This is a genomic window from Bradyrhizobium nivariense (assembly GCF_029846695.2).
Taxonomy (GTDB): Bacteria; Pseudomonadota; Alphaproteobacteria; order Rhizobiales; family Xanthobacteraceae; genus Bradyrhizobium.
The window spans coordinates 46916-71616 of sequence record NZ_JARWCR020000029.1 but is presented as its reverse complement, the minus strand read 5'-3'; the positions used below and the strand labels follow the sequence as shown (position 1 = coordinate 71616).

Sequence of the window (24701 nt, the reverse complement as noted above, 5' to 3'; positions counted from 1 at the left end):
GGAGCGCGTATTCATTCGTGAAGCAGGCCATGCTCCGAAAGGGCCTGCCTGAAAGTCTCCACTGACGTATGGTGATGCGCGAACAGACCCGCCTCGCGCGCACCGACGACATTGGCTGCGAGATCGTCGACGAACAGGACGCTCTCCGGCCTCACGTTGAGCTCCGACAGGCAGAGACGGTAGCAGCGCGGGTCCGGCTTTGCTGCCTTGAATTGGGCCGAGGTGTAGATTCGCGAGCCGAACAGCGGACGCAAGTCCGGCAGCAGCGTGTCGATGTGGTCGGCGACCAGCGTGGTATTGTTGGTCAGGACGGCCATGTCGACGGTTTTACGCAAGCTGCCGGCAATCTCCAGCATCGCGCGATCGACCTGCATTGAACGGCGCCGCGCTTCGACCCACTCGTCCAGTGACAGCGGATAGCCGATGCGCCCGCCGAAGCCTCGCAAGTAGTCCGCGGCATCGAGAGTGCCGGAATCGCCGAGCAGCTCGAAGCCGCTTTCCCAGATCGCCTTGTGGACGAAGTCGCTGGTGGCTCCTGCAAGCTCCGCCAGGCATGCGACGCGCTTTCCCCTGTCGTACTCGCAGAGAACATTGTCCATGTCGAAGAGGACGAGCTTGATCCCATCAGTCACAGCGGCACTCGCGGATTAGCCGGATATCCGGCCGTGATCCAAGCCATACCCCGCTGGAGCGCGGCCGACAAATCCGGAGCAACGGTCAAATCCCGTCAAGCGCTCCTCGCGGGCCAGGGAACCACCTGTCCCGACATCACCAGCCGGTCACGGCCATTGTCCTTGGCGGCGTAGAGGGCGCGATCGGAGGCGGCGACCAGCGTGCTGCAGTCCGTCGTGGTTTGGGACGGAAGACTCGTCGCGGCGCCAACGCTTGCAGTCACCAGGCGGGAAGGCGGATTTTGCGCATGCAGCATGGCGAGATCGTGCAGCGCCTGGCGAATCCCTTCGCCGACCTCGGCGCACCCATCCGGGCCGGTGTTCGGCAACAGCACCGCGAATTCCTCGCCGCCGTACCGCGCCGCGAGGTCGGCCGGGCGCTTGGCCTGGGCGGTCAGGATCCGGCCCAGCGCGCGCAGGCACCCGTCGCCTGCCAGATGTCCGTAATGGTCGTTGAACTTCTTGAAATGGTCGACATCGATCAGCAGGAGCGACAGCTGCGTGCCGTCGCGCCGGGCGCGCGCCCATTCGTCGGCGAGGCGTTCGTCGAATGCGCGCCGGTTGGCGAGGCCGGTAAGGCCGTCGGTCGTTGCAAGCGAGGCGAGTTTGTCCTGAAGATCCTTCTGCTCGGTCATGTCGCGCACCACTGCGACGACGCCGTCGATCTCACCGCTGTCCGACGCCAGGGTCACGTGCAGCGCCGCCTCGGCCCAGATCTCGCCCTTGTCGCGATGGCGCTGACGATAGACGAACCGCGCCTCCTCGGCCTCGCCATTTTTCAGCGCGGCGATGGCCTGCTCGACCCGCTCCATATCGTCGGCGTGAATGCCGGCCAGGGCCGAGGTGGCCAGCAGTTCGTCGGCGGACCAGCCGGTGATGCGCACGCACGAGGGAGAGACGTAGAGCAGCCGGTTATCCAGCCCGATCCGGGTCACCATGTCGCTGGACTGCTCGGCCAACAGGCGGAAATTCGCTTCCTTGGCGACCAGCGCCTGGGCCATGCGCTGCCGCTGCACGAGCTGACGGACCAGGTAGAAGCCGATCACCGCGATCAGCAGCACGAGGCCGAGGACGAAGGTCGTGCGCGCAGCTGCGGCGCGCCGCCAGGGCGCCAGCACGTCGTCCTGCGACTTGCTCGCCAGCACCATCAGGGGATAGCGGCTGCTGCGCTGGTAGTAGCTCAGCCGCTGCACGCCATCGAGCGGCGACTTGAAATAGTAGACTGCCGCGGCGGGACGGCTTTCCCAACCCTTGAACAAGGGCGCATTGGACAGGTCGCGTCCGACAAAGGCACCACTGTCGTCGCGGCTGCGCGCCAGCATGATGCCGCTATTGTTGAGCAACGATGCCGAGCCGTTCGGACCGATGTCGAATCGCTCGTAGAACTTGACGAAATAGCCGACGTCGATCGTGAGCAGGACAACGCCGGCGAAGCCGCCGTCGGGATCGTTGATCCGGCGGGACGCGGTGACGATCCATTGGCCCCCGGCTCGGCTCTTGACGGGCGGTCCGATCAGCGTGCCCGTCTCCGGCGAGTCGCGATGGCGCTGGAAATATTCGCGGTCGCTGTTGTTGAGCTTGGAGAAGTCGATGCGCTCAGTCGTGGCAAGCCACCGGCCGGTCGCGTCATAGACGAAGATGCCGCGGATGCGGTCCGCTGATTTGCGTGTCGGCAGATAGGCCTGAAGCTTTGCAATCGTGTCCGGACCCGTGCCGTCAAGTTCGAGCCGGTGGACCAGCCCCACGAGGATCGTATCGACGAGTTCGAACGTGTCGTCCGCGTGCTGAATCAGCGAATGCGCCAGATTGGCGACGTCGATCTCGGCGTTCCTGAGTTCGGCATTGCGGGTCTCCCATTCGCGCCAGCCGCTCAAGCCGAGGATCGCCACGCAAATCAGCACGACGAAACCCGCCGCCCAGAGCGGAAGGCGCGTCTTGGCGAGTTCGCGGCTCGTGACCATCGGGCTTGCTCCAAATCGGTGCAAACCTCTCACTTTGGTCTTAACGGCCTGTTGCAACATCCGCGATGATTGTGCGGAGCCCGTATTCGGCCGGAGAGAGTTGCCGATATCTTGATCGACGCCCGTCGGCGATTGTTAACCACGTCGCCGCGGCGTGACGGTTTCGCCTGGCGTCGCCGTATCATCCATCCAGTGTGAAGCCGACGCGCAACGTGACCTGGTAGTGGCGGACGGCGCCGTTCTCGATGTGGCCGCGCGTCTGCACAACCTCGAACCATTTCATCTCGCGGACGGTCTTGGCGGCACGGCTGACCGCGTTCTTGATCGCGTCCTCGATCGAGGTCTCGGACGATCCGACCAGTTCCAGCATCTTGTAGACGTGATCTGTCTCGCTCGTGGGCATGACTATTCTCCCCTTGTGCTGTGGCGGCGCCGGATACCTCTGTCGCAGACAGTCGGCACTCGCGAGACATCCGGCCTCGACTCTGAACGGATGCCGGCGCTTCGGGTTCCGTCCCCGGCGAGAGCCTGCGCTCGCCTGCTGGACGCTGCCCATGGGCGGTGGTCCATTTTTTTGCAAGTGCACGGAAATGTGGGTCGCGTGTCCGGGCGGGCGCTCCGAATTGGCGCAGCGTCGCGTCGCTGCTCTTGCCCGTCCCGATGCGAGCGAGCTAACCTCGGCCATTCCTCCGGAATCTTCGAAGTGCGGTGATGATCGAGCGTTGGACGAGGGGCGCTCTGGCGGCGATCGGTCTCTGCGTCGTGCCTGCGCCAGGCATCGCGCAGGACGATCTTGATGGTGCGCCGGCGAGCATGTCGCTGCAGGTGACAACCGATCCATCCACCATCGACTGCCGCCGGCTGGAGACGGTCAATCCGGCCTCGCTCGTGTTCCTGCCGCTGCGCCGGACCTTCAACGAGGATTTTGACGAGCATCCGCTGGCGACCGGACGCTGGGTGCCGCACTACGCCGGCGGCGCGGCGTGGCCGGAGGCGCGCTACTGGGGCGGCGACGGCTCCGACTTCAAGCGCAAGACCAGCGCCAATGGCGAGCAGCAGATCTATGTCGATCCCCGCTACGCGGGGCGTGCCGCGGCGCCGCTCGGGCTCGATCCGTTCAAGGTCAAGGACGGCGTGCTGTCGATCGTCGCCAGCCGCACGCCGCCGGAATTGAAACCGGTGCTGTTCAACAACGAGTACATCTCCGGAATCCTGACGACCCAGGGTACGTTCGCGCAGAAGCACGGCTATTTCGAAATCCGCGCCAAGGTGCCGGTCGGGCATGCGGTGTGGCCGGCGTTCTGGATGCTGGCGGATGACGGTGGCTGGCCGCCGGAGGTCGACGTGCTGGAGGGGCGCGGCGAAAAGGCGGGTGATCTCGTGATGACGACACATTGGCGAATTCCCTCGACCCAGAAGATCCAGTCCTGCGGCTTCGATTTTGCGGTTGGCGACGCCTCGAGCGCATTCCACGCTTACGGTGTGCTGTGGGCAGAGGATCGCCTGGTCTATTTCATCGACCGCAGGCCGGTGTCCGACATCAAGGTGCCGATCGGCTTCGACGATCCCATGTACATGATCGTCAATCTCGCGATCGGATCGAAATTCTTTCTCGGCGTCGGTCCGGTCGACGCGGAATCGCCACCGAGCATCGCATTCGAGATCGACCGGATTTCCGCCTATCAGATCGATATGGAGCAGGCGCGGAGATAGCAATGGCAACTGGTTTCTCGCGGCGCACTTTTGCAAAGCTCGCGGGCCTCGCCGCGGCTGGGGCGGCGGCGGGTGCCAGGGCTGCGGAGAATGAAACGCCCGCATCGACCGAGCGTCACGCGCCGGCGCGCTTCCCGAAGGATTTTCTGTGGGGGACGGCGACCTCGTCCTACCAGATCGAAGGTGCCGTCGACGAGGACGGCCGCGGCAAGTCGATCTGGGACATCTTTAGCCACACGCCCGGCAAGATCGAGGACGGCACCACCGGCGACCGTGCCAACGAGCACTATCATCGCTACAGGGACGACGTCGCGCTGATCAAGGCGCTCGGTGTCAAGGCCTACCGCTTCTCGATCGCATGGCCGCGGGTATTTCCGGACGGCGCAGGGCAGCCCAATGCCAAGGGGCTCGATTTCTACAATCGCCTCGTCGACGAGCTGCTTGCGAAAGGCATCGAACCCTACGCCACGCTCTATCACTGGGATCTGCCCCAGGCGCTCCAGGACCGCGTCGGCGGCTGGCGGTCGAGCGATACCTCAAAGGCCTTTGCCGACTACGCTGCGTACGTCGCCGCACGCCTGACCGATCGTGTGAAGAACATCTTCACCGTGAACGAGGTCGGGCGCTTCGTGAATTTCGGCTATGGCTGGGGCATCGACGCCCCCGGCCTCAAGCTGCCGACCGCGCAGCTCAACCAGGCCCGCCACCACGTCGCGCTGGCGCACGGGCTCGCGGTGCAGGCGATCCGCGCCTCGGCGCGCGCCGGCACCCGCGTCGGCGCGGCCGAGAACATCGCAGCCTGCGTGCCGGCGATCGCCACGCCCGAAAACATCCGCGCTGCCGAGATCGCGACGCGCGAGCTCAATGCCGGCTTCCTCGGTGTGGTGCTGGAGGGCAAATACACTGACGGCTTCCTCGCCTATGCGGGGGCGGACGCGCCGAAATTCACGCCTGAGGAATTGAAGATCATCGGCACGCCGAACGACTTCGTCGGCCTCAACATCTACGCGCCGCAATATTACGTCACGGCCTCCGATCGCGCGCCCGGCTTCCGCGTGCTGCCGTTCCCGACTTCGTTCCCGCACATGAATTCGGAATGGCTCCGCGTCGGCCCCGAGGTGATCTACTGGGCGCCGCGCATCGCCGCGAAAATCTGGAACATCGACACCATCTACATCAGCGAGAACGGGACCTCGTCCGAAGACAAGGTCGCCGCCGACGGCCAGGTCTACGATCTCGACCGCATCATGTTCCTGCGCAATTACCTGACCCAGATGCAGCGCGTGGTCGCCGAGGGCGTGCCGATCCGCGGCTATTTCCTCTGGAGCCTGATGGACAATTTCGAGTGGATTTTTGGTTATGGGAAGCGGTTTGGCCTGTACCGGGTCGACTTCGAGACGCAGGCGAGGGTGCCAAAGCTGAGCGCGGCGTTCTACCGTGATGTGGTGGCGCGGAATGCGATCGGGGTGTGAGACCAGACGCCAATCCTACGGATCCAGCTCCGTATCCCAGTAGAGATAATCCAGCCAGCTGTCGTGCAGGTAGTTCGGCGGGAACAGCCGGCCGTTGCGGTGGAGCTGGTGCACGGTTGGGGCGAAGGCGTGCTGGCGCGGAAACATCTTGGCCTGGACCGGCGTGAGATTGCCCTTGCGCAGATTGCAGGGCGAGCAGGCCGCGACCACGTTCTCCCAGGTGGTCTGGCCGCCTTTGCTGCGCGGGACGATGTGGTCGAAGGTGAGGTCTTCGGGCGAGCCGCAATATTGGCAGGCGAAACGATCGCGCAGGAAGACGTTGAATCGCGTGAACGCGGGATGTGTGGTCGGTTTGACGAAGGATTTGAGCGAGACGACGCTCGGCAGCTGCATTTGCAGCGTGGGACTATGGACCGCCTGATCGTAATGCGCGACGATGTTGACGCGGTCGAGGAACACCGCCTTGATCGCGTCCTGCCACGACCACAAAGACAGCGGGTAGTAACTCAGCGGCCGGAAGTCCGCATTCAGCACCAACACCGGCCAACTGCCTTGCGAGACATGTGCGTTCAAGTAACGCTCCCGGCCTCCATGTACGCTGCGAAGCAGCATGTATTGACATACTACATGCAGCGTGACGGGATTGTGAAGCCCGTTGAGCGACTTATTCAGGCGCAAGCAATGCGGCGGCGGGGTGGCAAAGCGACCAAAAACGCCGTGATTTTGGGGCGGGGGCCACGGCGGGAGGCAGGATCGACCTGACAGCGCATCGGGGCTTGCCTGCGCAACTACTCCCGCACCCGCTCCAGCTTCTGCAAACACCGTGTCGTGCGGACCGCGACCGGCATCTCCCCGCCCGGAAAGCTGGTCTCCCAGTTGGTGACGCCGACCTCGCCGACATAGATGTCGCCCCTGGAATCCAGCGCGATGCCGTGTGGCGCCAAAAATTTTCCGCTTGCAACGCCCGGCCCTTCCTCGCCGCCGAGCCGCGCGATGCGCTTGCCCTTGGCGTCCACGATCGAGAGCCGCGGGCCGAGATTGGGCACATCGCGGTTGATGGCAAGGCCGGGGCCGAGCTCGCCGATCACGAAGGTCGGGCTCTTGCCCCCGCCACAGCAGCACAGCGCGCAAGGCCGGTGAAGATTGTTCCACTGCGTCTCGTACTTGCCCTCGCCATCGAACACCTGCACGCGATGGTTCTCGCGGTCGGCGACATAGACAAAACCGTCGGCGTCGGTGGCGATGTTGTGCACGATGTTGAACTGGCCGGGATCGGTGCCGGGCTCGCCCCAGCTCTTGAGGAGCTTGCCGTCCGGCGTGAACTTGTGCACGCGCGCATTGCCATAGCCGTCGGAAACGTAGATCTCGCCCTTCGGCGACAGCGCGGTGTGGGTGCAGCGGTGGAAGGGCTCGCCGCTCATGAACGGGGACGGTTTCTCGGGGATGCCGATCGTCAGCAGCACCTTGCCGTCGGTGGTGCATTTGCGCACGGTGTGGTCGCCGTCGTCGGTGCAATAGAGATTGTCGTCGGCGTCGATGTGCAGGCCGTGCGCGCGCGAGAACAGACCTTCACCCCAGCTGCGCAAAAAATTGCCCTCGCGGTCCAGCACCACCATCGGATGGGCGCCGCGGTTGAAGACGTAGACGCGGTCCTTGCTGTCCACCGCGACCGAAGCGACGTCGGTGAACTGCCAGCCATCCGGCAGCTTTGCGAAGTTTTCGACGACGCGGTAGCGGTGCTCGCCGGTGCCGAGAATGGCTGGCATTGGTTTTTCCCTCTTGTTCGTTTCAGCTGAGCTCGCAATGACGAGGCCTAAGCGGCACTCACCTCACGCCCCAAAATCCCTTCCTCGATCGCCTTGATCTGGAGCGCGAGATATTTCGAGTTGATCCGGCATTGCGCGAGGCTGCCGGCGATGAACCACAGGCCCGGCTGCCGCGTGCGCGCATACATGTTGCGCAGCTCGAAGCCGTCACCAAAGCCCACACCGGGCCGACGCGATCGGCAACGCCGTCGCCGAACAGCTTCCGCACCAGATATTCCTGCGGCTTGTAACCGGTCGAGAGCACGATCAGGTCGGACGGAATGGTCGTGCCGTCCTTCATCCGCGCGCCCTCGGTGACGAAACCCTCGACGTCGGAAAACTGCCTGAGCTTGATCGCGCCCTCGACGATGAGGTTGGAGCAGCCGACGTTGAAATAATAGCCGCCGCCGCGGGTGAGGTATTTGAACTGCCAGCCGGTGCCGGCCTCGCCGAAATCGAGCTTGAAGCCGACGCGGGAGAGGCCGTCGAGCAGCTCCTTGTCGAGCTCCTTCGACTGCTTCGTCAGCATCATATGGGTCTTCTTCGCGAGCGGCGTCGGCATCGAGGTCGCGATCAGATCGTTGTCGTCGAGCGTGCCCTCATTGTAGGTCGCATAAGCGAGCTGGGCCGACGGCTCGATGTTGGTGACCAGCGTGGGCGAACGCTGCACCAGCGTCACGTCGGCGCCGCTGGAGTAGAGGTCCTGCGCGATGTCGTGGCCGCTGTTGCCGGTGCCGATGACGATGGCGCGCCTGCCTGTCCAGTTCTCGCCGTCCTCGTAGCGGCTGGAATGCAGCAGCGTGCCCTTGAAGTTATCGAGGGTCGGAATATCCGGCACATTTGCGATGCCGCTGACGCCGGTCGCCATCACCACATGGCGCGGATGCATGGTGCGCTTGCTGCCGTCGGCGCGCCGCAGCGTCACCGTCCAGTGGCCTTGCGCGTCGTCGTAGGCGCCGCCTTCGAATTCGGTGCCGGTCCAAAAATTCAGCTCTATCGCATCGACATATGTTTCGAACCAGTTGGCGAGCTTGTCCTTGGGGATGTAGGTCGGCCAACTCGGTGGAAACGGCATGTAGGGCAAATGATTGACCTGCACCTGGTTGTGCAGGGTGAGCGCATGATAGCGCTTGCGCCAATTGTCCCCGATCCGCGCCTCGCGATCGACGATCAGCGTGTCGACCTTCAACTGCTTCAACCTTGCCGCGATGGCGAGGCCGGCCTGGCCGCCGCCGACCACCAGCACCGCGGGATCGCGATCGGCGTAGTCGCGCGAGGCGTTGCGCAGGTCGAGCCAGTTCGGTCCGCGGAAATCGCGCGAATAGGCCTGGCCGCGTGGCCGCGAGGTGCCGAGCTGTTCCTCGAAGCCTTTCAATTCGTCGAGGGCGGTCAGCAGTGTCCATGCCTTCAACCTGTCGCCGTCGGCCGCATCGGGAACGAGCCGCAAAATGCCGCTGCCGCGGCTGAGCGCGGTCTCGAAATCGAAGATGGCCTCGATATTGTTGATGCCGGTGCGAGTCACCCAGCGCGGCGGTGCACGGTTCGGCGCGATCTTGAAGCTGACCGCCGCCGTCTCCGGTGCAAGCGCTGTCAGTGCGTCAGCGATCGCATCGCGGCCTGTGATTGTTTGTAGGTTCCAGCTTAGCGCCAGCACATCGCGCCAATAGCTTTCGACGAGGAACAGCCCATCCAGCGTGCCGGCTTCACCCAGCGTGCGCTCGAACTGATCAAGCCAGACCTGCGCAGATGCAGAGATATCCTTGGTCTTGTCGAGCATGCGCGACCTCTTGCCGCGCGCTTCCTCTGAGGGTCGACGCTATACTGGATAAGCCTACGCCAAAAGCGGTTTACCCGAGCAGCGAAAGCATATGGCCCTGCTCAGGCGGAATACGGCCCTTCAGCGTGTCGAGGTAGATCTGCCGCACCGCCTCAGGTCCGCGGCTTTCCACCACGGTCAGCCATCTCTCCAGCAGCGGCGCGAACCCTGACCATGCCGCGCCAAAGCGCTGCTCGATTCCGCCAGGGCCCCATTCCTTGGCGCGCTTGCGGATCTGGTCGGGGGCAAAGAACCAGCGCGGCTTTGCGCCGGGCATCTCGCCCTCGTCGGTATCGGTGGCGCGATGCGTCAATCCGACGCGCACCGAGCATTTCATCTGCTCACCAAAATGCCGGTGCAGCGTGTCGCGTAGCGCGCTGTTGCCGGCCATGTCGACAAAGGCGACGGGAACGTCCGGCGGCAGCGACGTCACGCGGTCATAGGTGACGACCTCGTCAAAGCAGCCGAGCGACGTGACAAAACTCGTGTTCCCAGCCGATGTCAGTCCGATCACCCTGCGGCCGCGCGTGTGCAGGACATGCGCGAGCCCGAACGCGGTCTTGCTCGAGGCGCTCGACAGCAGCACAGCGCGCGCGCCAAAATCGTCGTTCTCGGCTAGAAAATCGTCGACGAGGAACGACAGCATGAACAGTGGCCGCAGCAGCGCCTGATAGTCGCCTTGCCGCCCGGCGTAAGCGGGATCGTCCGTGACGCGCGCATAGGCATTGTAGACCGGCGCCACGCCTTGCCGGTGCGCGGCACCGTCGCGCAGGCCGCGCTTGCTGACGTCGGTGGCCTCAATGACGAGATGCGTCGCCATCGGGAAATAGCCGAACAGGCGCTCGCCCATTGCGACGTTCGGATGCCTGGAGGCGATCACTTCGCCAAAGCCCCACACCGGAATGTTGCCAAAACCGGCCGGCGCGGGAAAGAGCTGCCAGTATTTCAACTCGTCGCCCAGCACCGCGTAAGTGATGTTGTTGGCGGTGAAGGCGAACCGGTCGACCTTCACGAGCAGGGCGTCAGGCGGCAGCGCATCCGCGCCGGGAAGCTCAGTCGCGACCACCTTGCAGGTTTCGAAATCGTTTCGCGTCACGATGAAGTCGGTGGCTGTCATGATGTCGATCCCGGCTCTTGTTCGCGCCGACATCTCAATCGTTCACGCGCGCCGTTTGCAACGGTAACATAGTTTTAAACGTTGTTTGGTTGCTCACGCCGTGAGCACGCCCTCGCGCTTCTTCATGGCGCGATAATAGCTCCACCACAGATGCGCCGCCGCGCCGCGCAAGGGGCGCCAGGGTTCGGCGAGCGGCGTCATCTGCTTCTCCGTCGGCCGCGCCTGCAAGCCGAGCCCGATGCGGATGCCTTCCTGCACGGCGAGGTCACCGGCCGGCCAGGCGTCGCCATGGCCGAGGCAGAACAGCAGATAGACGTCCGCGGTCCAGGGCCCGATGCCGGGCAGCGAGATCAGCGTGTGATGCGCGGCGTCGGCATCCTCTTCGGCGAGCACCTCGAGGTTCAGCCGCTGCGCGGTGATCTCGCGCGCAAGATGTTTCAGCGTCTTGATCTTGGCGGCGGACAGGCCGAGCCGCCCCAGCCGGTCGGTGCGGGCGCGGCGCACCGCCTCATGGTCGAACGGGTCGAACGCGGCCGATAGCCGTCCCCAGATCGCCGCGGCGCTCGCGGTCGAGAGTTGCTGCCCGCAGACGATGTGCGCGATCCCGGCAAAGCCCGGCTCGCGCCGCCGCAACGCCGGCATGCCGGCAGTCGCGAGCACGGGCTTCAGGCGCGGATCGCGCTTGACGAGCGCGTGGACGGCCTCTTCGAGATCCGACTGGGTTTCGAGGTGGATGGTCATTGCTTGCTCAACTCGTCATGCGCGGGCTTGCCGTCTCTGCTAAAGCTACGCCGGCTCAATACCGGAAGCCCGCCGAAGCCTTCGGCGCAGGCGGGACCAGAGTCCTGGAAGATGGATTGCCGGGTCAAGCCGGCAATGACAAGTCTCGCGAGAATCTATGCCACCCGTTTTCCGATTTGCCCCGAGCCCGAACGGCTTCCTGCATCTTGGCCACGCCTATTCGGCGCTGCTCAACTTCGACTGCGCGCGCGAGACCGGCGGACGGCTGTTGCTGCGGATCGAGGACATCGATGCGATGCGCTGCCGGCCGGAATATGAGGCGGCGATCTACGAAGATCTCGCCTGGCTCTGCATCGCCTGGGAGACGCCGGTGCGGCGGCAGTCGGAGCATCACGGCGAGTATCGCGCGGCGCTGGACAGGCTCTCCGCGCTCGGCCTGGTCTATCCCGCCTTCGAAAGCCGCGCCGAGATCGCAAGGCTGGTTGCGACGCGTGAAGCGGACGGGCCGTGGCCGCGCGATCCCGACGGCGCGCCGCTCTATCCCGGCGACGCCAAATCGCTGTCCACCGACGAGCGCGACCGGCTGATCGAGTCCGGCGCGCCTTATGCGCTTCGGCTCGATATGGCGGCCGCGTGCCGCCGCGCCGCCGGCCTGACCTGGAACGAGTTGGGCGAGGGATCCGACGGCGAGCGCGGCATCGTCCCGGCGCGACCGGAGGCCTGGGGCGACGTGATCGTGGCCCGCAAGGAGACGCCGACAAGCTACCATCTGTCCGTCGTTGTCGACGATGCGCTCCAGGACGTGAGCGAGGTCGTGCGGGGCCAGGACCTGTTCCACGCCACCTCGGTCCACCGCCTGCTGCAGGTTCTGCTCCGCCTGCCCGAACCCCTCTACCGCCACCATGGGCTACTTCGCGACGAGGCCGGTCGGAAGCTGTCGAAATCAACCAGCTCGACCGGCCTTCGTGAACTGCGCACTGCCGGCGCCACAGCCGCCGGTATCCGCCAGTTGGTGGGATTAGGTTAAGTTTCTCTGGGGTTTAGCCAAACGCCGCCGTGACTCCGGGTGTTCCGCCGTGCCATGCTTGCCGACGAGCCCGGGGTTCGAAGCGGATACTTCGAAGGGGATTTATGGCGGCGAAATCGCGCGCAGCGCGCACCACGCGGACGTCCAGGCGACCGCCTCGGAAGCGGTCCGGGGCGGCCGCCACGGTGCGCAAGCCCGGCACCAAGCAGGTCGCGCCGGACGTGGTCCACGCCGCGCTTGCCGCCTTTGCCCATGAGGTCCGCACCCCCCTGACCGGCATTCTCGCGATCAGCGACCTGCTCGCGACCTCCGATCTCGGTGAACGGGAACGGCGCTGGGCCGACACGATCAAGGCCGGCGCTGAGCATCTGGCGAGCCTTGCCACCCTGTTCGTGGACGCCGCCAGAACCGGCAAGGGGGCCGCGAAGAATGGAAGCACGCTGCGGCAGGATTTGTTCAACCTGCGGACGCTCGCCCGCAACGCCGGCGATTCGCTGGCCGGTCGCGCCGCGGCCAAGGGTCTCCAGGCCGAGGTCGATATCTCCGAGAAGCTGCCGGGGCTGGTGGTCGGTGATCCCGTCCGCCTGCGCGCCGCGCTCGAGAACCTGATCGACAATGCCGTGAAATTCACCGAGCGAGGCGGCGTGGCGCTCGCGGTCGCGCCTTGGCGTTCCGCCAAGAGCAAGGGCAAAGCAAAGGGCAAAGGCAGGGTCGGTGTCGCCTTCGCGGTGTCCGACAGCGGCATCGGCCTCACCATGGCCGAGATCAAGCGGCTGTTCCGCCCGTTTACCCAGGCCAATGTCACCATTGCCTCGCGGTTCGGCGGCGCTGGCCTGGGCCTGTCCTCGGTGAAGCAGCTGGCGCGCGCGATGGGGGGTGACATCACGGTCGCACCGCGGCCCGGCGGCGGCGCCACCTTCACGTTGACGGTGTCGGTGGATGCGACGGGATCGGGCAGGTCCCGCAAGGCGAAGGGCGAAGCCGAGGTGGATGCGGTCGCGGCGCTGCGCGTGCTCAGCGTCGAGGACAATCCGTTCGGCCGCGTCGTGCTCAACACCATCCTGACCGAGCTTGGCCATCATGCCGAGTTCATCGGGCGCGGCGAGGACGCGGTGAACCGGCTCGCGCAGGGCGCCTTCGATGCGGTGCTGATGGATATGGTGCTGCCGGGCATCAATGGCGTCGAGGCGATCAGGCGGATCCGCACCATGGCGACGCCGCTGGCTCAGATCCCCATCATCGGGGTGTCCGGTCGCGGCGAAGACGAAGTCGCCTCACGCGAGGCCGGCGCCGACGCCTTTCTGGTCAAGCCTGTGTCTCCGCGGGCTTTAGCGACTGCGCTGCTTGAAGCGACACGCCGTGAGGAAGCCGCGACTTGATGATCGCGGCGTTGAGCTCGCCGCCGTAAACGAAGATTGCGGCGATGAAGTACAGGAACACCAGCGCGATGATCACCGAGGCGAGCCCCGCATACATCGTCACGTAGTTGTTGGCGAAGCGCGCCAGATATTGCCCGAACACGATGCCCGATATCAGCGACGCCACGATGGTGAAGACGATGCCGGGCAGGATCTGGAAGAAACCGCGCCGCCCCGCCGGCAGCCAGGCGTGCAGGATGAGCAGCGCCACTACCAGCGCACCCACGGTGATGCCGTAGCGCAGCCAGGTGAGGATGCTCTCATTGGATTCGACGAACAGCGGAATGTGGCGCCGCGCCGCCTCGATGAGGAGCGGCCCGAGCACGATCAGGAACGCCATGGCGAGTGCGGTGAAGGCGGCGACCAGCGTGTAGCCGATCGACTCCAAACGCAGCCAGTACCAGCGCCGCATCTCGACCACCGCATAGGCGCGGTTGAGTGCGACCCGCAGCGCCTCGACGCCGTTCGAGGCGAAGTAGACCGACAGCATGGCGCCGACGGTCAGCACGCCGGAGCGGGTCGTGGTCAGCACGTCGTGCACCTCGCCCGAGATTGAATCGGAGACTTGCTTGGGCCAGACCTGAAGCATCAGGCTTGCGGCCTGGTCGGCGAGTTCCTTGGAGCCGAAGAAGCCGGCGAGCGAGGTCAGCACGATCAGGAACGGGAACAGCGCCATCAGCGTCGACAGCGCGATATGGCTCGCGATCGCCCAGCCATCGTCGGCCAGGAACGTGTAGAACGCGTCCATCACGACGAGGTAGATGGTGCGGATCGCCTTCACGCGCCACCCACACTGCTGTCGTCACTTCCTCTTCCCGCGTGCGCGGAGCGCATTCCGGCCTCACCCCGCAAACGGGGAGGGGCGAAGAGGATGGGCAATTCCCGCAAATCCAGATTCATCCAGCTAGCTTCTGATATTATTGGCTTAAAAGCCAGATCGGGAACGCCATAGCGGACCGGCGCGCCGGGTGTTATTTACCCTTGGATGGCATCGCTCTTGAGTACTTTCATCTTGCCGATCGCGGTCGGCGCCGTGGCGTTGGTGCTGCTGCTCGGTCTCATCAACATGATGCGTGGCGGCTCGCCCAACACCTCGCAGAAGCTGATGCGCTGGCGCGTGCTGCTTCAGTTCGTGGCGATCGTCATCGCGATGCTCGCCGTGTGGGCGATGGGGCGTTAACATGGTCGTGCTCAACCGCATCTATACGAAAACCGGTGACGACGGCACGACAGCGCTCGGCTCGGGCGAACGCCGGCCGAAATACGATCTGCGCATCGAGGCCTATGGCACCGTGGACGAGACCAATGCCGCGATCGGCGTGGTGCGGCTCCACACCAATGATATGCCCGGGTTCGACGCGATGCTTGGCCGCATCCAGAACGATCTGTTCGACCTCGGCGCGGACCTTGCGGTACCGGAGCGTGAAGGCAAAGCGGAACGGCTGCGGGTGGTGGCGAGCCAGGTCGAGCGGCTCGAGCGCGACATCGACGCGCTCAACGACAAGCTGGCGCCGCTGACTTCCTTCGTGCTGCCGGGCGGAACGCCGGCCGCCGCCTACCTCCATGTCGCCCGCACGATTTGCCGCAGGGCGGAACGCGTGATGGTGGAACTGGCGGCCCGGCCCAATGAGCCGGTCGGAGCAGCTGGCATCCAGTATATGAACCGCCTGTCGGACTTCCTGTTCGTGGCCAGCCGCGCCGCTAATCATGACGGCGCCGGCGACGTGCTCTGGGTTCCCGGCCAGAACCGCTGACCCATTGAGCGGCGCATTTCTGGAGGCCAAAATTAGAGGCTTTCGCGCGTTGACCGGGCCGGATCAGGCCTTTAGGTTCCGCGCCAGTTGATAGCCCCCTCCCAGATTGAGTGAAAGAGGATCGATGAAGGTCTTGGTGCCGGTAAAGCGGGTGGTCGATTACAACGTCAAGGTCCGCGTCAAGAGCGATGGATCGGGCGTTGAACTCGCCAACGTCAAAATGTCGATGAACCCGTTCGACGAAATCGCGGTCGAGGAAGCGCTGCGCCTGAAGGAAGCCGGCAAGGCGACCGAAGTCGTGGTGGTCTCGATCGGACCGGCGCAGGCGTCGGAAACGATCCGCACCGGTCTCGCCATGGGCGCCGATCGCGGCATCCTGGTGAAGGCCGAGGGCGCGGTCGAGCCGCTCGCCGTCGCCAAGATCCTGAAGAAGATTGCGGACGAAGAGCAGCCGGGCCTGATCATTCTCGGCAAGCAGGCGATCGACGACGACAGCAATCAGACCGGCCAGATGCTGGCCGCACTGCTCGGCTGGTCGCAGGCGACCTTTGCCTCGAAGCTCGAGGTCGAAGGTTCTGACTTCAAGGTCACCCGCGAAGTCGACGGCGGCTTGCAGACCGTGAAGCTGAAGGGACCGGCGATCGTCACCACCGATCTCCGTCTCAACGAGCCGCGCTACGCCTCGCTGCCAAACATCATGAAGGCCAAGAAGAAGCCGATCGCGGACAAGACCGTCGCCGACTACGGCGTCGACGTCACCGCACGCCTCGAAGTTCTGAAAACGACGGAGCCAGCGGGCCGCAAGGCCGGCGTCAAGGTCAAGGACGTCGCCGAGCTGGTGTCGAAGCTCAAGAACGAAGCCGGGGTGCTCTGATGACGACGTTGCTGATTGCCGAACACGAACACGAGGTCCTCAAGGACTCCACCAACAAGGCGCTGACCGCAGCTTCCCAGCTCGGCGGTGACGTCCACGTGCTGGTTGCCGGCGGCGGCCAGGGCACCAAGGCTGCGGCGGATGCTGCCGCGAAGCTTGCCGGTGTCGCCAAGGTGCTCGTCGCCGAGGGCGACCTCTACGCGCACGATCTTGCCGAGCCGCTGGCCGCGCTGATCGTCTCGCTGGCGCCGTCCTATGACGCGATCGTCGCGCCCGCGACCTCGCGCTTCAAGAACGTGATGCCGCGCGTCGCAGCGCTGCTCGACGTCATGCAGGTCTCGGAGATCACCAAGGTGGTCGCGCCCGACACCTATGAGCGCCCGATCTATGCCGGCAACGCCATCCAGACCGTGAAGTCGAAGGACGCCAAGAAGATCATCACGGTGCGCACGTCCACCTTCGCAGCAGCGGGTGAAGGCGGCAGCGCCTGGGTCGAGAGCGTCGCAGCGGCCGCCGATCCGGGCCTGTCGTCCTTCGTCGGCGAGGAAGTCGCCAAGAGCGACCGTCCCGAGCTGACCTCGGCGAAGATCATCGTCTCCGGTGGCCGTGCCATGCAGAGCCGTGAGAACTTCGCAAAGTACATCGAGCCGCTCGCCGACAAGCTTGGCGCCGGCGTCGGCGCCTCGCGCGCGGCGGTGGATGCCGGCTATGCGCCCAACGACTGGCAGGTCGGCCAGACCGGCAAGGTCGTGGCCCCCGAGCTCTATGTCGCCGTCGGCATTTCCGGCGCGATCCAGCATCTGGCCGGCATGAAGGACTCCAAGGTGATCGTTGCGATCAACAAGGACGAGGACGCGCCGATCTTCCAGGTTGCCGATTACGGCCTGGTCGCCGACCTCTACCAGGCGGTTCCGGAGCTGACAGCCGAACTCGGCAAGCTCGGCAAGTAAAACGCGTTAAAAACACCGGCCGGAGGTATAAACTCCGGCCGGTGTTGCTTTTGAGGCGTTTTCTTTGGCGTGGGACACGCCTTCGAAGCGATCCAATCTAGGTTTCGAGGCCGGGTTCTGATTAAATCGGACCTCCCGGCTCAGGGGGATAGGCAGGCGCGGTTAGCAGCGCGCCGTTCCGGTGGATGACATTATGGCGGCAGTAATCAAGAAGGTCGGCGTGATCGGCGCGGGGCAGATGGGCAATGGCATCGCGCATGTCGCTGCGCTGGCCGGCTTCGACGTGGTGCTCAACGACATTTCGGCCGACCGCCTCAAGTCAGGCATGGCCACGATCAACGGCAACCTGGCGCGCCAGGTCTCCAAGAAGGCCGTCAGCGAGGACGACAAAGCCAAGGCGATGGCGCGCATCGTGGCCGGCGAGAAGCTGGACGATCTCGCGGACTGCGATCTCGTGATCGAGACCGCGGTCGAGAAGGAAGAGGTCAAGCGCAAGATTTTCCACGAGCTCTGCGCTGTGTTGAAGCCGGAGGCGATCGTCGCCTCCGATACCTCCTCGATCTCGATCACGCGGCTCGCCGCCGCCACCGACCGGCCCGAACGCTTCATCGGCATTCACTTCATGAATCCAGTGCCGCTGATGGAGCTGGTGGAGCTGATCCGCGGCATCGCCACCGACGACCAGACCTTCGAGGCGTCCAAGGAATTCGTCGCCAAGCTCGGCAAGCAGGTCGCGGTCTCCGAGGATTTCCCGGCTTTCATCGTCAACCGCATCCTGCTGCCGATGATCAACGAGGCGATTTACACGCTGTACGAAGGCGTCGGTAATGTCGAGGCGATCGACGCGGCGATGAAGCTCGGGGCGCACCATCCGATGGGCCCGCTGGAGCTCGCCGATTTCATCGGCCTCGATACCTGTCTCTCCATCATGCAGGTGCTGCATGAGGGCCTCGCCGACTCCAAATATCGTCCGTGCCCGCTGCTGGTGAAATACGTCGAGGCGGGCTGGCTCGGCCGCAAGACCCAGCGCGGCTTCTACGACTACCGTGGCGCCAAGCCGGTTCCGACGCGCTGATCGATTTCGCGCCCGGACGCTAAGCAGCGCTTCTTCAGCGGTGCGCTACAGAGCCGGGCCCAGCAGCGCCCACGCTACGGCACTTCGTGTCGCTTCGTGTCCGGGCCACGAAAGCGTCCAAAATCTCCACCTTCCGTTAACCGCTCGCCTCTAGGCTGCAGCCCGAGGGTTCGCGTAATGGACATGATGGCGATGGTCAGCAGCATGCTGGCCTCTCAGCAAGGCGCGCTGCAGTCGGATATCTCGGCGACGCTGATGAAGCAGAACGCGGATGCGGAGAAATCCACCGTCCTGACGCTGCTCGGTGCGGGACAGCCCTCGCTTGCCAATGTCGGCGCCGGCGTCGGCGGCAACCTCAACGTCACCGCCTGAACTCCTAGAACGACGCGGCGGCTTTGCCCGTCGCCGCCCGGATCAGCTTGAGCGCGTCCTCGCTTGCCCATTCCGCCGGTCCCGCGATCGTCGCGATCTCGCAACCTTGCGGGTCGACCAGCACCGAGGTGGGCATGCCCAGCGCCCTGCCTATCGCTTTAAGATCCTGAAAAACCTTGGCTTTCTTGTCGTTGAAATAGCCGAGCCGGGTCAGGCTGGCCTCTTTCAGGAACGTCTTGGGCTTCTCGGGGTCGCGGGTGTCGATGTTGATCGCCACCACCTCGAAATTCGGGCCCGAAAGCTTGCCCTGAAGCTCGTCCAGCGCCGGCATCTCCTTGCGGCAGGGCACGCACCACGTGGCCCAGAGGTTCACCAGCAGCGTCTTGCCGCGGAAGTCGGACAGCTTCTTCGGCTTGCCGTCGGCGTCCTCGAAGGCGAGGTCCGGCAGCTTCAACGGCGCGCTCGCCATGGTCAGGGCCGCCAACTCGCCATGGGCGAGAGGGGCGATCCTGGAGGCCGTTGCCACGGCCGCCCGGCAGGCCGGATCGCCGGACGGGGCCCGGCTCAGGCCCAGCCCGTACAGCGCGGCAAAGCCAGCCAGGCCCCCGACCACCACGGTGGCGATGACGACGGGGATCCGGCGCGTGGCCGACCGCGCTTTCCTTTGGTCGAGCATATCGTTGGGGTCGAGCATATCGTTTGTCATCCGGTCGCAGATATGGCTATCAGGGACCTCTTAATACGGCGGGCCGCGGCCAGCAAACGTGCGGTGGCGGCAAGCAAGGCGTGAGCAGGGGATCATGAGCAACAAGATGTGGGGCGGCCGGTTCTCGGAACGTCCCGACGAGATCATGGAAGAGATCAACGTCTCCATCGACGTCGATCGTCACCTCTTTGCTCAGGACATTGCCGCGTCCAAGGCCCACGCCGCGATGCTGGCCGCACAGGGCATCATCACGGCCTCTGATGCGAAAAATATCGGCAAGGGTCTAGACACGATTTTGTCAGAGATCGGCAAGGGCGGCTTCGAATTCAAGCGCGCGCTCGAGGACATTCACATGAATGTCGAGAGCCGCCTGTCCGAGCTGATCGGCCCTGCCGCCGGCCGCCTGCACACTGCGCGCTCGCGCAACGACCAGGTCGCGACCGATTTCCGTCTCTATGTCCGCGACGTTCTCGATGAGACCAACGCCGCGCTCGCCGCGTTCCAGCAGGCGCTGGTGGAGCGCGCGCTGGAGCATGCCGGAACGGTCATGCCCGGCTTCACGCACCTGCAGACCGCGCAGCCCGTGACCTTCGGTCATCACCTGCTCGCCTATGTCGAGATGGCTGCACGCGATCGCGGCCGTTTCCAGGACACGCGCAAGCGGCTGAACGAATCCCCGCTCGGCGCCGCAGCGCTCGCCGGCACCTCGTTCCCGATCGACCGCCACGCCACGGCGAAGGCGCTCGGTTTTGACCGTCCGATGGCGAACTCGCTCGATGCGGTCTCCGATCGCGACTTCGTGCTGGAGACGCTGTCGGCGGCCTCGATCTGCGCCGTGCACATGTCGCGCTTTGCCGAGGAGATCGTGATCTGGACCTCGCCGCTGGTCGGCATGATCCGCCTCAGCGACAAGTTCACCACGGGATCCTCGATCATGCCGCAGAAGCGGAATCCTGATGCCGCCGAGCTGGTGCGCGCCAAGACCGGCCGCGTCATCGGCGCGCTCAACGGTCTGCTGATCGTGATGAAGGGCCTGCCGCTCGCCTATCAAAAGGACATGCAGGAGGACAAGCAGGGCGCCATGGAAGGCTTCGCCGCGCTGTCGCTCGCGATCCGCGCCATGACCGGCATGGTTCGCGATCTCGTGCCTGATGAGGCGAAGATGAAAGCGGCCGCAGGCGAGGGCTACGCCACCGCGACCGATCTTGCCGACTGGCTGGTGCGGACGCTGAAGATGCCGTTCCGCGAGGCCCATCACGTCACCGGCCGCATCGTCGCGAAAGCCGCCGAGGGCGGCGTGGCGCTGCACGAGCTCCCGCTGAGGGAGATGCAGGCGATCGAGCCTGACATCACCAAGGACGTGCTCGGCGTGCTCTCGGTGGAATCGTCGGTCAAGAGCCGGACCAGCTTCGGCGGCACCGCGCCGAAGAACGTGGCGTCGCAGGCCAAGGCCTGGTTGAAGCGGCTGGAAAAAGAGCGAAAATTGGGCTGAGGGCAAAATTTCGCTTATGTTTCATGGTCATCCGGGTCTCGCCAGAGCGCGCCAATCTCTGTATGGTGCGCCGCGCGTAGTGGGGATTTCGTCGTGACGTCAAAGTTTCGCCCGGCCGGCTCGGGTTGGGCCATCATTGTCTTGAGCCTGACGGCGCTCGCGCTTGCCGGCTGTGGCCGCAAGGGCCCGCTGGATCTGCCGCCGACCGCCTCCAGCGCGTCCACGGCGAACGTCGCGCCGCCGACCGACACCGAGACCGAAGCCCAGAAGACGCCGAGCGTGTTCAATCCCACCTATGGTGCGGACGCCGCACCGGCGGCGACCAAGGGCAAGAAGAAACCGTTCATTCTCGACCCGCTCCTGGACGAAAGACCCAGCCGATAGGCTGGGGCAACTGAGCCAACGCCATGAACCATTTTGACTATCGCAACGGCGTGCTGCACGCCGAGGCGGTGAACCTGTCCGAGCTGGCTGCAACCGTCGGCACGCCGTTCTATTGCTATTCGACCGCGACGCTCGAGCGGCACTATCGCGTTTTCACCGACGCCTTCGCCGGCGAGAAGGTGCTGGTCTGCTACGCCATGAAGGCGAACTCCAACCAGTCGGTGCTGCGCACGCTGGCCAAGCTGGGGGCTGGCGCCGACGTGGTCTCCGGCGGCGAATTGAAGCGCGCGCTGGCCGCCGGCATTCCCGCCAGCAAGATCCTGTTCTCCGGCGTCGGCAAGACGGAAGCCGAGCTGCGCGCCGCGCTGGCCGCCGACATCCTCTGCCTCAACGTCGAATCCGAGCCGGAGCTCGAGCTGCTGTCGCGCCTTGCGGCCGAGACGGGCAAGACCGCGCGGATCTCGATCCGCGTCAATCCGGACGTCGATGCCGGCACGCACGCAAAGATCTCGACCGGCAAGTCCGAGAACAAGTTCGGCATTCCGATCGCATATGCCCGCGAGGTCTATGCCCGCGCCGCGAAGCTGCCGGGCATCGAGGTAACAGGCACCGACGTGCATATCGGCAGCCAGATCACCGACCTCTCCAAGATGGAGATCGCGTTCCGCATCCTCTCCGAATTCGTGCAGACGCTGCGCGCCGACGGCCACAACATCTCGCATGTCGATTTCGGCGGCGGCCTCGGCATTCCCTATTACATGGACCGCGAGGCGCCGCCGGCGCCCGACGCCTATGCCGCCATGGTCAAGCGTGTCAGCCACAATCTCGGCTGCACGCTGATGTTCGAGCCGGGCCGCATGATCGTCGGCAACGCCGGCATCCTCGTCGCCAAGGTCATCTATGTGAAGCATGGCGACGGCAAGAATTTCGTCATCATCGACGCCGCCATGAACGATTTGATCCGTCCGACGCTGTATGAAGCCCATCACGACATTTTGCCGGTGACGCAGCCTGCGAAGGGCGCGGCCACGATCGCGGCCGATGTCGTCGGCCCGGTTTGCGAGACCGGCGATTATCTCGCGCTCGACCGCACCCTGCCGACGCCGAAGGCGGGCGATCTCCTCGCCATCATGACCGCTGGCGCTTATGGCGCAGTGCAGGCCGGCACGTACAATACGAGGCCGCTGGTGCCCGAGGTGCTGGTGAAGGGCGACCAGTACGCAGTCGTGCGTCCGCGCATCGAGGTCGAGCAGCTGATCGCGATGGACGCGCCGGCGCCGTGGTTGTGAGGATCACGTCGGCGCCTTGCGCCCGATGAGCGCAGACGCCGTCCGCGCTCATCGAGCCGGCCGGGGCGCCCGGCCTACTTCTTGAATTTGTCCCTGATCGAGGCGAGGCCGGAATCGTAGACGCCGCTCAAGGCGTCGATCGCGTCCTTTTCCTTGCCCGGGACGGGCGTATAGATTCCGGTCCAGGTCACGACCGAGACCCCTTCGCCCCTCGCCGTGACCTTGATGGTCGACTTGTACTGGCTGACCGGCAAAGGGCTGGTGAGGAACGCGTAGGAATAGCTGTAGCTTCTGTCGTCGCGCCCGGTCTGCGCCTCGACGAACGCGGCCTTTCCGTCCTTGGTCACAAGCGTTCGGGTCGGCGGGGATTTGCCGTCCTCGATGCACATGCCGACCGGCGGCAGCCAGTCCTTGATCGCGCAGAATGGACCGATGACGGACCACACGTCGGCCGCTGCGCCGCTGACCTCGATGCTGCGCGTCAGGTTGGCTGCGGAAGCCGTGGTCGCGCCGGCGCCGAGGCCGATCACGCAAATCGCCGCCTTGCTTAGCGAGGCGAGGCGTCTGAACGCCGCTGAATCGTGCTTCTTCATATCAATCTCCGTTGTCTGATGGACCGCGACGGCGGCCGGTCTGGCTTGCAATGCGGCCGGATAGACGATGCCCGCCGTCCGCGGCCAGTTCAGCAAATGAACCCAGGGCAATACAGAATCTGAACTAGGAAGCCGCGCGCACCGGCCCTATGGTTCCGCTCTCGCTTGTCACGGAGGCCCGCATGACCATCGGCAGCTACAGGCAGTTCTGTCCGGTCGCGATGGCGGCCGAGATACTATGCACGCGCTGGACCGTCGTGCTGCTACGTGAGCTCGTCGCCGGCTCGACCCGGTTCAACGAGTTGCGCCGCGGCGTTCCCCGCATGTCGCCTGCGCTGCTTTCCCAGCGCCTGAAGGAACTCGAAGCCGCAGGCATCGTCATCCGCCAACCATCGGCTTCCGAGCGCGGCGTGATCGAGTATCAGCTGACCGCCGCCGGACGCGAACTCGGCCCCATCGTCGAGGCGTTCGGCATCTGGGGCCAGCGCCGCATCGAGTCGCATCTGTCGCTTCAGCATCTCGATGTCCAGCTGTTGATGTGGGACATGCGGCGGAATCTGAACACGACCCCGATGCCGGCCCGCCGCAGCGTGCTGCAGTTCGCATATCCGGAATTGCCTTCGACGCAGCGATTGTGGTGGCTGATTGTCGATCCCGACGACGGCGTCGACCTCTGCTCGATTGATCCCGGTTTCGACGTCGACCTTTACGTGTCAGTTGATCTGCGCACCATGACGGCGATCTGGATGGGGCTCGATACCGTGCGCGCGGCCGTCGCAAGCCGGCGGATGCTGCTCACCGGCGACCGGCAGCTTGCCGCGGCGATGCAAAGCTGGCTGGGCCTCAGCCCGTTCGCCAAGGAACGCAAGCTGGCGAGCTGATGCAGGGCGGCTCGATTCAGTATTTGTATCGCCCCGCTACAGTTCCCGTACTGGCGAGCCGCCGCCGTGTTCTGGCACCCAAGTCATGCCCGCCCCTGTCAAGGCGGAGCTGAACTCGAGCCAGGAGACACGACATGACAGCGTATCTGATCGCGGACATTAAAGTGACTGACGGAAAATGGGTGCCGGACTACGCGGCTTCGGTCCACGAACTGGTGCACAAGCACGGCGGCAAGTATCTTTCCCGCAGCGGCAACGTGAAAACCCTCGAAGGTGCCCCCCTCGACACCTCGCTGATCGCGATCATGTCGTTTCCCACGGCAAAGGCAGCGGAATCCTTCGTGACCGATCCGGCCTATGGCCGCTTCGCCGCGGCGCGCCGGGGCGGCAGCGAGAGCCGTTTCCAGCTGATCGACGACACCGATCTGGCCGGCACGATTCCCTACCTCGCCAAGGCTTGAGCCGCATCTTCGTCAAGACATCGGACCTGGCCGCAGGCGCACACCGTGCCCGGCCCACACAGGAGAATGGAATGAACGATTCACTCGCGGGCGGTGGCCAGCTTCGCCTGCTTTTCGCGGCTTGCAGTG

General features: G+C 64.8%; 25 protein-coding genes and 1 pseudogene. 15 read left to right on the top strand and 11 right to left on the bottom strand.

The window, feature by feature from the left end; translation table 11 throughout:
- Positions 1-11: 11 nt before the first annotated feature.
- From QCM77_RS23300 to QCM77_RS23290, 3 genes are all read right to left on the bottom strand, one after another.
- Complete coding sequence (locus QCM77_RS23300) at positions 12-632, bottom strand: HAD family hydrolase (RefSeq protein WP_279685056.1); 621 nt, start codon at positions 630-632, stop codon at positions 12-14.
- 95 nt (positions 633-727) lie between these two features.
- Entirely contained in the window at positions 728-2632 is a 1905-nt protein-coding gene (locus QCM77_RS23295) for a sensor domain-containing diguanylate cyclase (protein WP_279685055.1), read from the bottom strand.
- A gap of 181 nt (positions 2633-2813) precedes the next feature.
- Positions 2814-3035: a dodecin gene (locus QCM77_RS23290; RefSeq protein ID WP_279661517.1), complete on the bottom strand. Its 222-nt coding sequence runs from the start codon at positions 3033-3035 to the stop codon at positions 2814-2816.
- Positions 3036-3343: 308 nt separating this feature from the next.
- Here QCM77_RS23290 and QCM77_RS23285 point away from each other — a divergent pair, with 308 nt between their 5' ends.
- Both QCM77_RS23285 and QCM77_RS23280 read left to right on the top strand, forming a co-directional pair.
- Entirely contained in the window at positions 3344-4345 is a 1002-nt protein-coding gene (locus tag QCM77_RS23285) for a glycoside hydrolase family 16 protein (protein WP_279661518.1), read from the top strand.
- Positions 4346-4347: 2 nt separating this feature from the next.
- A complete protein-coding gene (locus tag QCM77_RS23280) occupies positions 4348-5817 on the top strand; it encodes a GH1 family beta-glucosidase (RefSeq protein WP_279685053.1) in 1470 nt (489 codons plus the stop codon).
- A gap of 15 nt (positions 5818-5832) precedes the next feature.
- Here the strand turns inward: QCM77_RS23280 and QCM77_RS23275 are convergent, their stop codons facing one another.
- From QCM77_RS23275 to QCM77_RS23255, 5 genes and pseudogenes are all read right to left on the bottom strand, one after another.
- Positions 5833-6390, bottom strand: coding sequence for an HNH endonuclease (locus QCM77_RS23275; protein WP_247498178.1), 558 nt, complete (start codon positions 6388-6390; stop codon positions 5833-5835).
- 215 nt (positions 6391-6605) lie between these two features.
- Positions 6606-7583 (bottom strand): peptidyl-alpha-hydroxyglycine alpha-amidating lyase family protein, encoded by a 978-nt coding sequence (locus tag QCM77_RS23270; protein WP_279685051.1) that lies wholly within the window; start codon positions 7581-7583, stop codon positions 6606-6608.
- 47 nt (positions 7584-7630) lie between these two features.
- Positions 7631-9399, bottom strand: a pseudogene (locus tag QCM77_RS23265) (flavin-containing monooxygenase).
- A gap of 70 nt (positions 9400-9469) precedes the next feature.
- Positions 9470-10555, bottom strand: coding sequence for a DUF2855 family protein (locus tag QCM77_RS23260; RefSeq protein ID WP_279685049.1), 1086 nt, complete (start codon positions 10553-10555; stop codon positions 9470-9472).
- A gap of 93 nt (positions 10556-10648) precedes the next feature.
- Positions 10649-11296, bottom strand: coding sequence for a DNA-3-methyladenine glycosylase family protein (locus QCM77_RS23255; protein WP_279661523.1), 648 nt, complete (start codon positions 11294-11296; stop codon positions 10649-10651).
- Positions 11297-11453: 157 nt separating this feature from the next.
- Between QCM77_RS23255 and gluQRS the strand changes: the two genes are divergently transcribed.
- Both gluQRS and QCM77_RS23245 read left to right on the top strand, forming a co-directional pair.
- Positions 11454-12323: a tRNA glutamyl-Q(34) synthetase GluQRS gene (gluQRS, locus tag QCM77_RS23250; RefSeq protein WP_279685047.1), complete on the top strand. Its 870-nt coding sequence runs from the start codon at positions 11454-11456 to the stop codon at positions 12321-12323.
- A 104-nt stretch (positions 12324-12427) separates the two neighbouring features.
- Positions 12428-13702 carry an ATP-binding protein gene (locus tag QCM77_RS23245; RefSeq protein WP_279661525.1) on the top strand — a complete coding sequence of 425 codons (1275 nt, stop codon included), beginning with the start codon at positions 12428-12430 and terminating at the stop codon, positions 13700-13702.
- Here the strand turns inward: QCM77_RS23245 and QCM77_RS23240 are convergent.
- Positions 13629-14522, bottom strand: coding sequence for a YihY/virulence factor BrkB family protein (locus QCM77_RS23240; RefSeq protein ID WP_279661526.1), 894 nt, complete (start codon positions 14520-14522; stop codon positions 13629-13631). The genes QCM77_RS23245 and QCM77_RS23240 overlap by 74 nt on opposite strands.
- 204 nt (positions 14523-14726) lie before the next feature.
- Between QCM77_RS23240 and QCM77_RS23235 the strand changes: the two genes are divergently transcribed.
- The 6 genes from QCM77_RS23235 (at position 14727) to QCM77_RS23210 (ending at position 18766) form a co-directional block, all read left to right on the top strand.
- On the top strand, positions 14727-14921 hold the full coding sequence (locus tag QCM77_RS23235) for a twin transmembrane helix small protein (RefSeq protein ID WP_247339988.1): 195 nt from the start codon (positions 14727-14729) through the stop codon (positions 14919-14921).
- Between the two features lies 1 nt (position 14922).
- Positions 14923-15495: a cob(I)yrinic acid a,c-diamide adenosyltransferase gene (locus tag QCM77_RS23230; RefSeq protein WP_279661527.1), complete on the top strand. Its 573-nt coding sequence runs from the start codon at positions 14923-14925 to the stop codon at positions 15493-15495.
- A gap of 124 nt (positions 15496-15619) precedes the next feature.
- Positions 15620-16369, top strand: a complete 750-nt coding sequence (locus QCM77_RS23225; protein WP_279661528.1) for an electron transfer flavoprotein subunit beta/FixA family protein — start codon at positions 15620-15622, stop codon at positions 16367-16369.
- Entirely contained in the window at positions 16369-17319 is a 951-nt protein-coding gene (locus QCM77_RS23220; protein ID WP_279685045.1) for an electron transfer flavoprotein subunit alpha/FixB family protein, read from the top strand. Before QCM77_RS23225 ends, QCM77_RS23220 begins: the two co-directional genes overlap by 1 nt.
- Before the next feature lie 193 nt (positions 17320-17512).
- Complete coding sequence (locus tag QCM77_RS23215; protein WP_279661530.1) at positions 17513-18394, top strand: 3-hydroxybutyryl-CoA dehydrogenase; 882 nt, start codon at positions 17513-17515, stop codon at positions 18392-18394.
- A 177-nt stretch (positions 18395-18571) separates the two neighbouring features.
- Positions 18572-18766: a hypothetical protein gene (locus QCM77_RS23210; protein WP_279685043.1), complete on the top strand. Its 195-nt coding sequence runs from the start codon at positions 18572-18574 to the stop codon at positions 18764-18766.
- 4 nt (positions 18767-18770) lie between these two features.
- Here the strand turns inward: QCM77_RS23210 and tlpA are convergent, their stop codons facing one another.
- Positions 18771-19460 carry a thiol:disulfide interchange protein TlpA gene (tlpA, locus tag QCM77_RS23205; protein WP_462804348.1) on the bottom strand — a complete coding sequence of 230 codons (690 nt, stop codon included), beginning with the start codon at positions 19458-19460 and terminating at the stop codon, positions 18771-18773.
- 106 nt (positions 19461-19566) lie between these two features.
- Here tlpA and argH point away from each other — a divergent pair, with 106 nt between their 5' ends.
- From argH to lysA, 3 genes are all read left to right on the top strand, one after another.
- Positions 19567-20964 (top strand): argininosuccinate lyase, encoded by a 1398-nt coding sequence (gene argH / locus QCM77_RS23200; protein WP_279685041.1) that lies wholly within the window; start codon positions 19567-19569, stop codon positions 20962-20964.
- 93 nt (positions 20965-21057) lie between these two features.
- Positions 21058-21348 carry an LPS translocon maturation chaperone LptM gene (lptM, locus tag QCM77_RS23195; protein ID WP_279661533.1) on the top strand — a complete coding sequence of 97 codons (291 nt, stop codon included), beginning with the start codon at positions 21058-21060 and terminating at the stop codon, positions 21346-21348.
- A 23-nt stretch (positions 21349-21371) separates the two neighbouring features.
- Positions 21372-22637, top strand: a complete 1266-nt coding sequence (lysA, locus tag QCM77_RS23190) for a diaminopimelate decarboxylase (protein ID WP_279685039.1) — start codon at positions 21372-21374, stop codon at positions 22635-22637.
- A 74-nt stretch (positions 22638-22711) separates the two neighbouring features.
- Here the strand turns inward: lysA and QCM77_RS23185 are convergent, their stop codons facing one another.
- The gene (locus QCM77_RS23185) at positions 22712-23230 is read right to left on the bottom strand and encodes an SRPBCC family protein (RefSeq protein ID WP_279661535.1); all 519 of its coding nucleotides are present in this window, start codon (positions 23228-23230) and stop codon (positions 22712-22714) included.
- 182 nt (positions 23231-23412) lie between these two features.
- On the opposite strand from QCM77_RS23185, the gene QCM77_RS23180 reads away from it, so the two are divergent.
- Together QCM77_RS23180 and QCM77_RS23175 are read left to right on the top strand one after the other, a co-directional pair.
- On the top strand, positions 23413-24111 hold the full coding sequence (locus QCM77_RS23180; protein ID WP_279661536.1) for a winged helix-turn-helix transcriptional regulator: 699 nt from the start codon (positions 23413-23415) through the stop codon (positions 24109-24111).
- A gap of 134 nt (positions 24112-24245) precedes the next feature.
- Entirely contained in the window at positions 24246-24572 is a 327-nt protein-coding gene (locus QCM77_RS23175; protein ID WP_018453248.1) for a DUF1330 domain-containing protein, read from the top strand.
- Positions 24573-24701 lie beyond the last annotated feature (129 nt).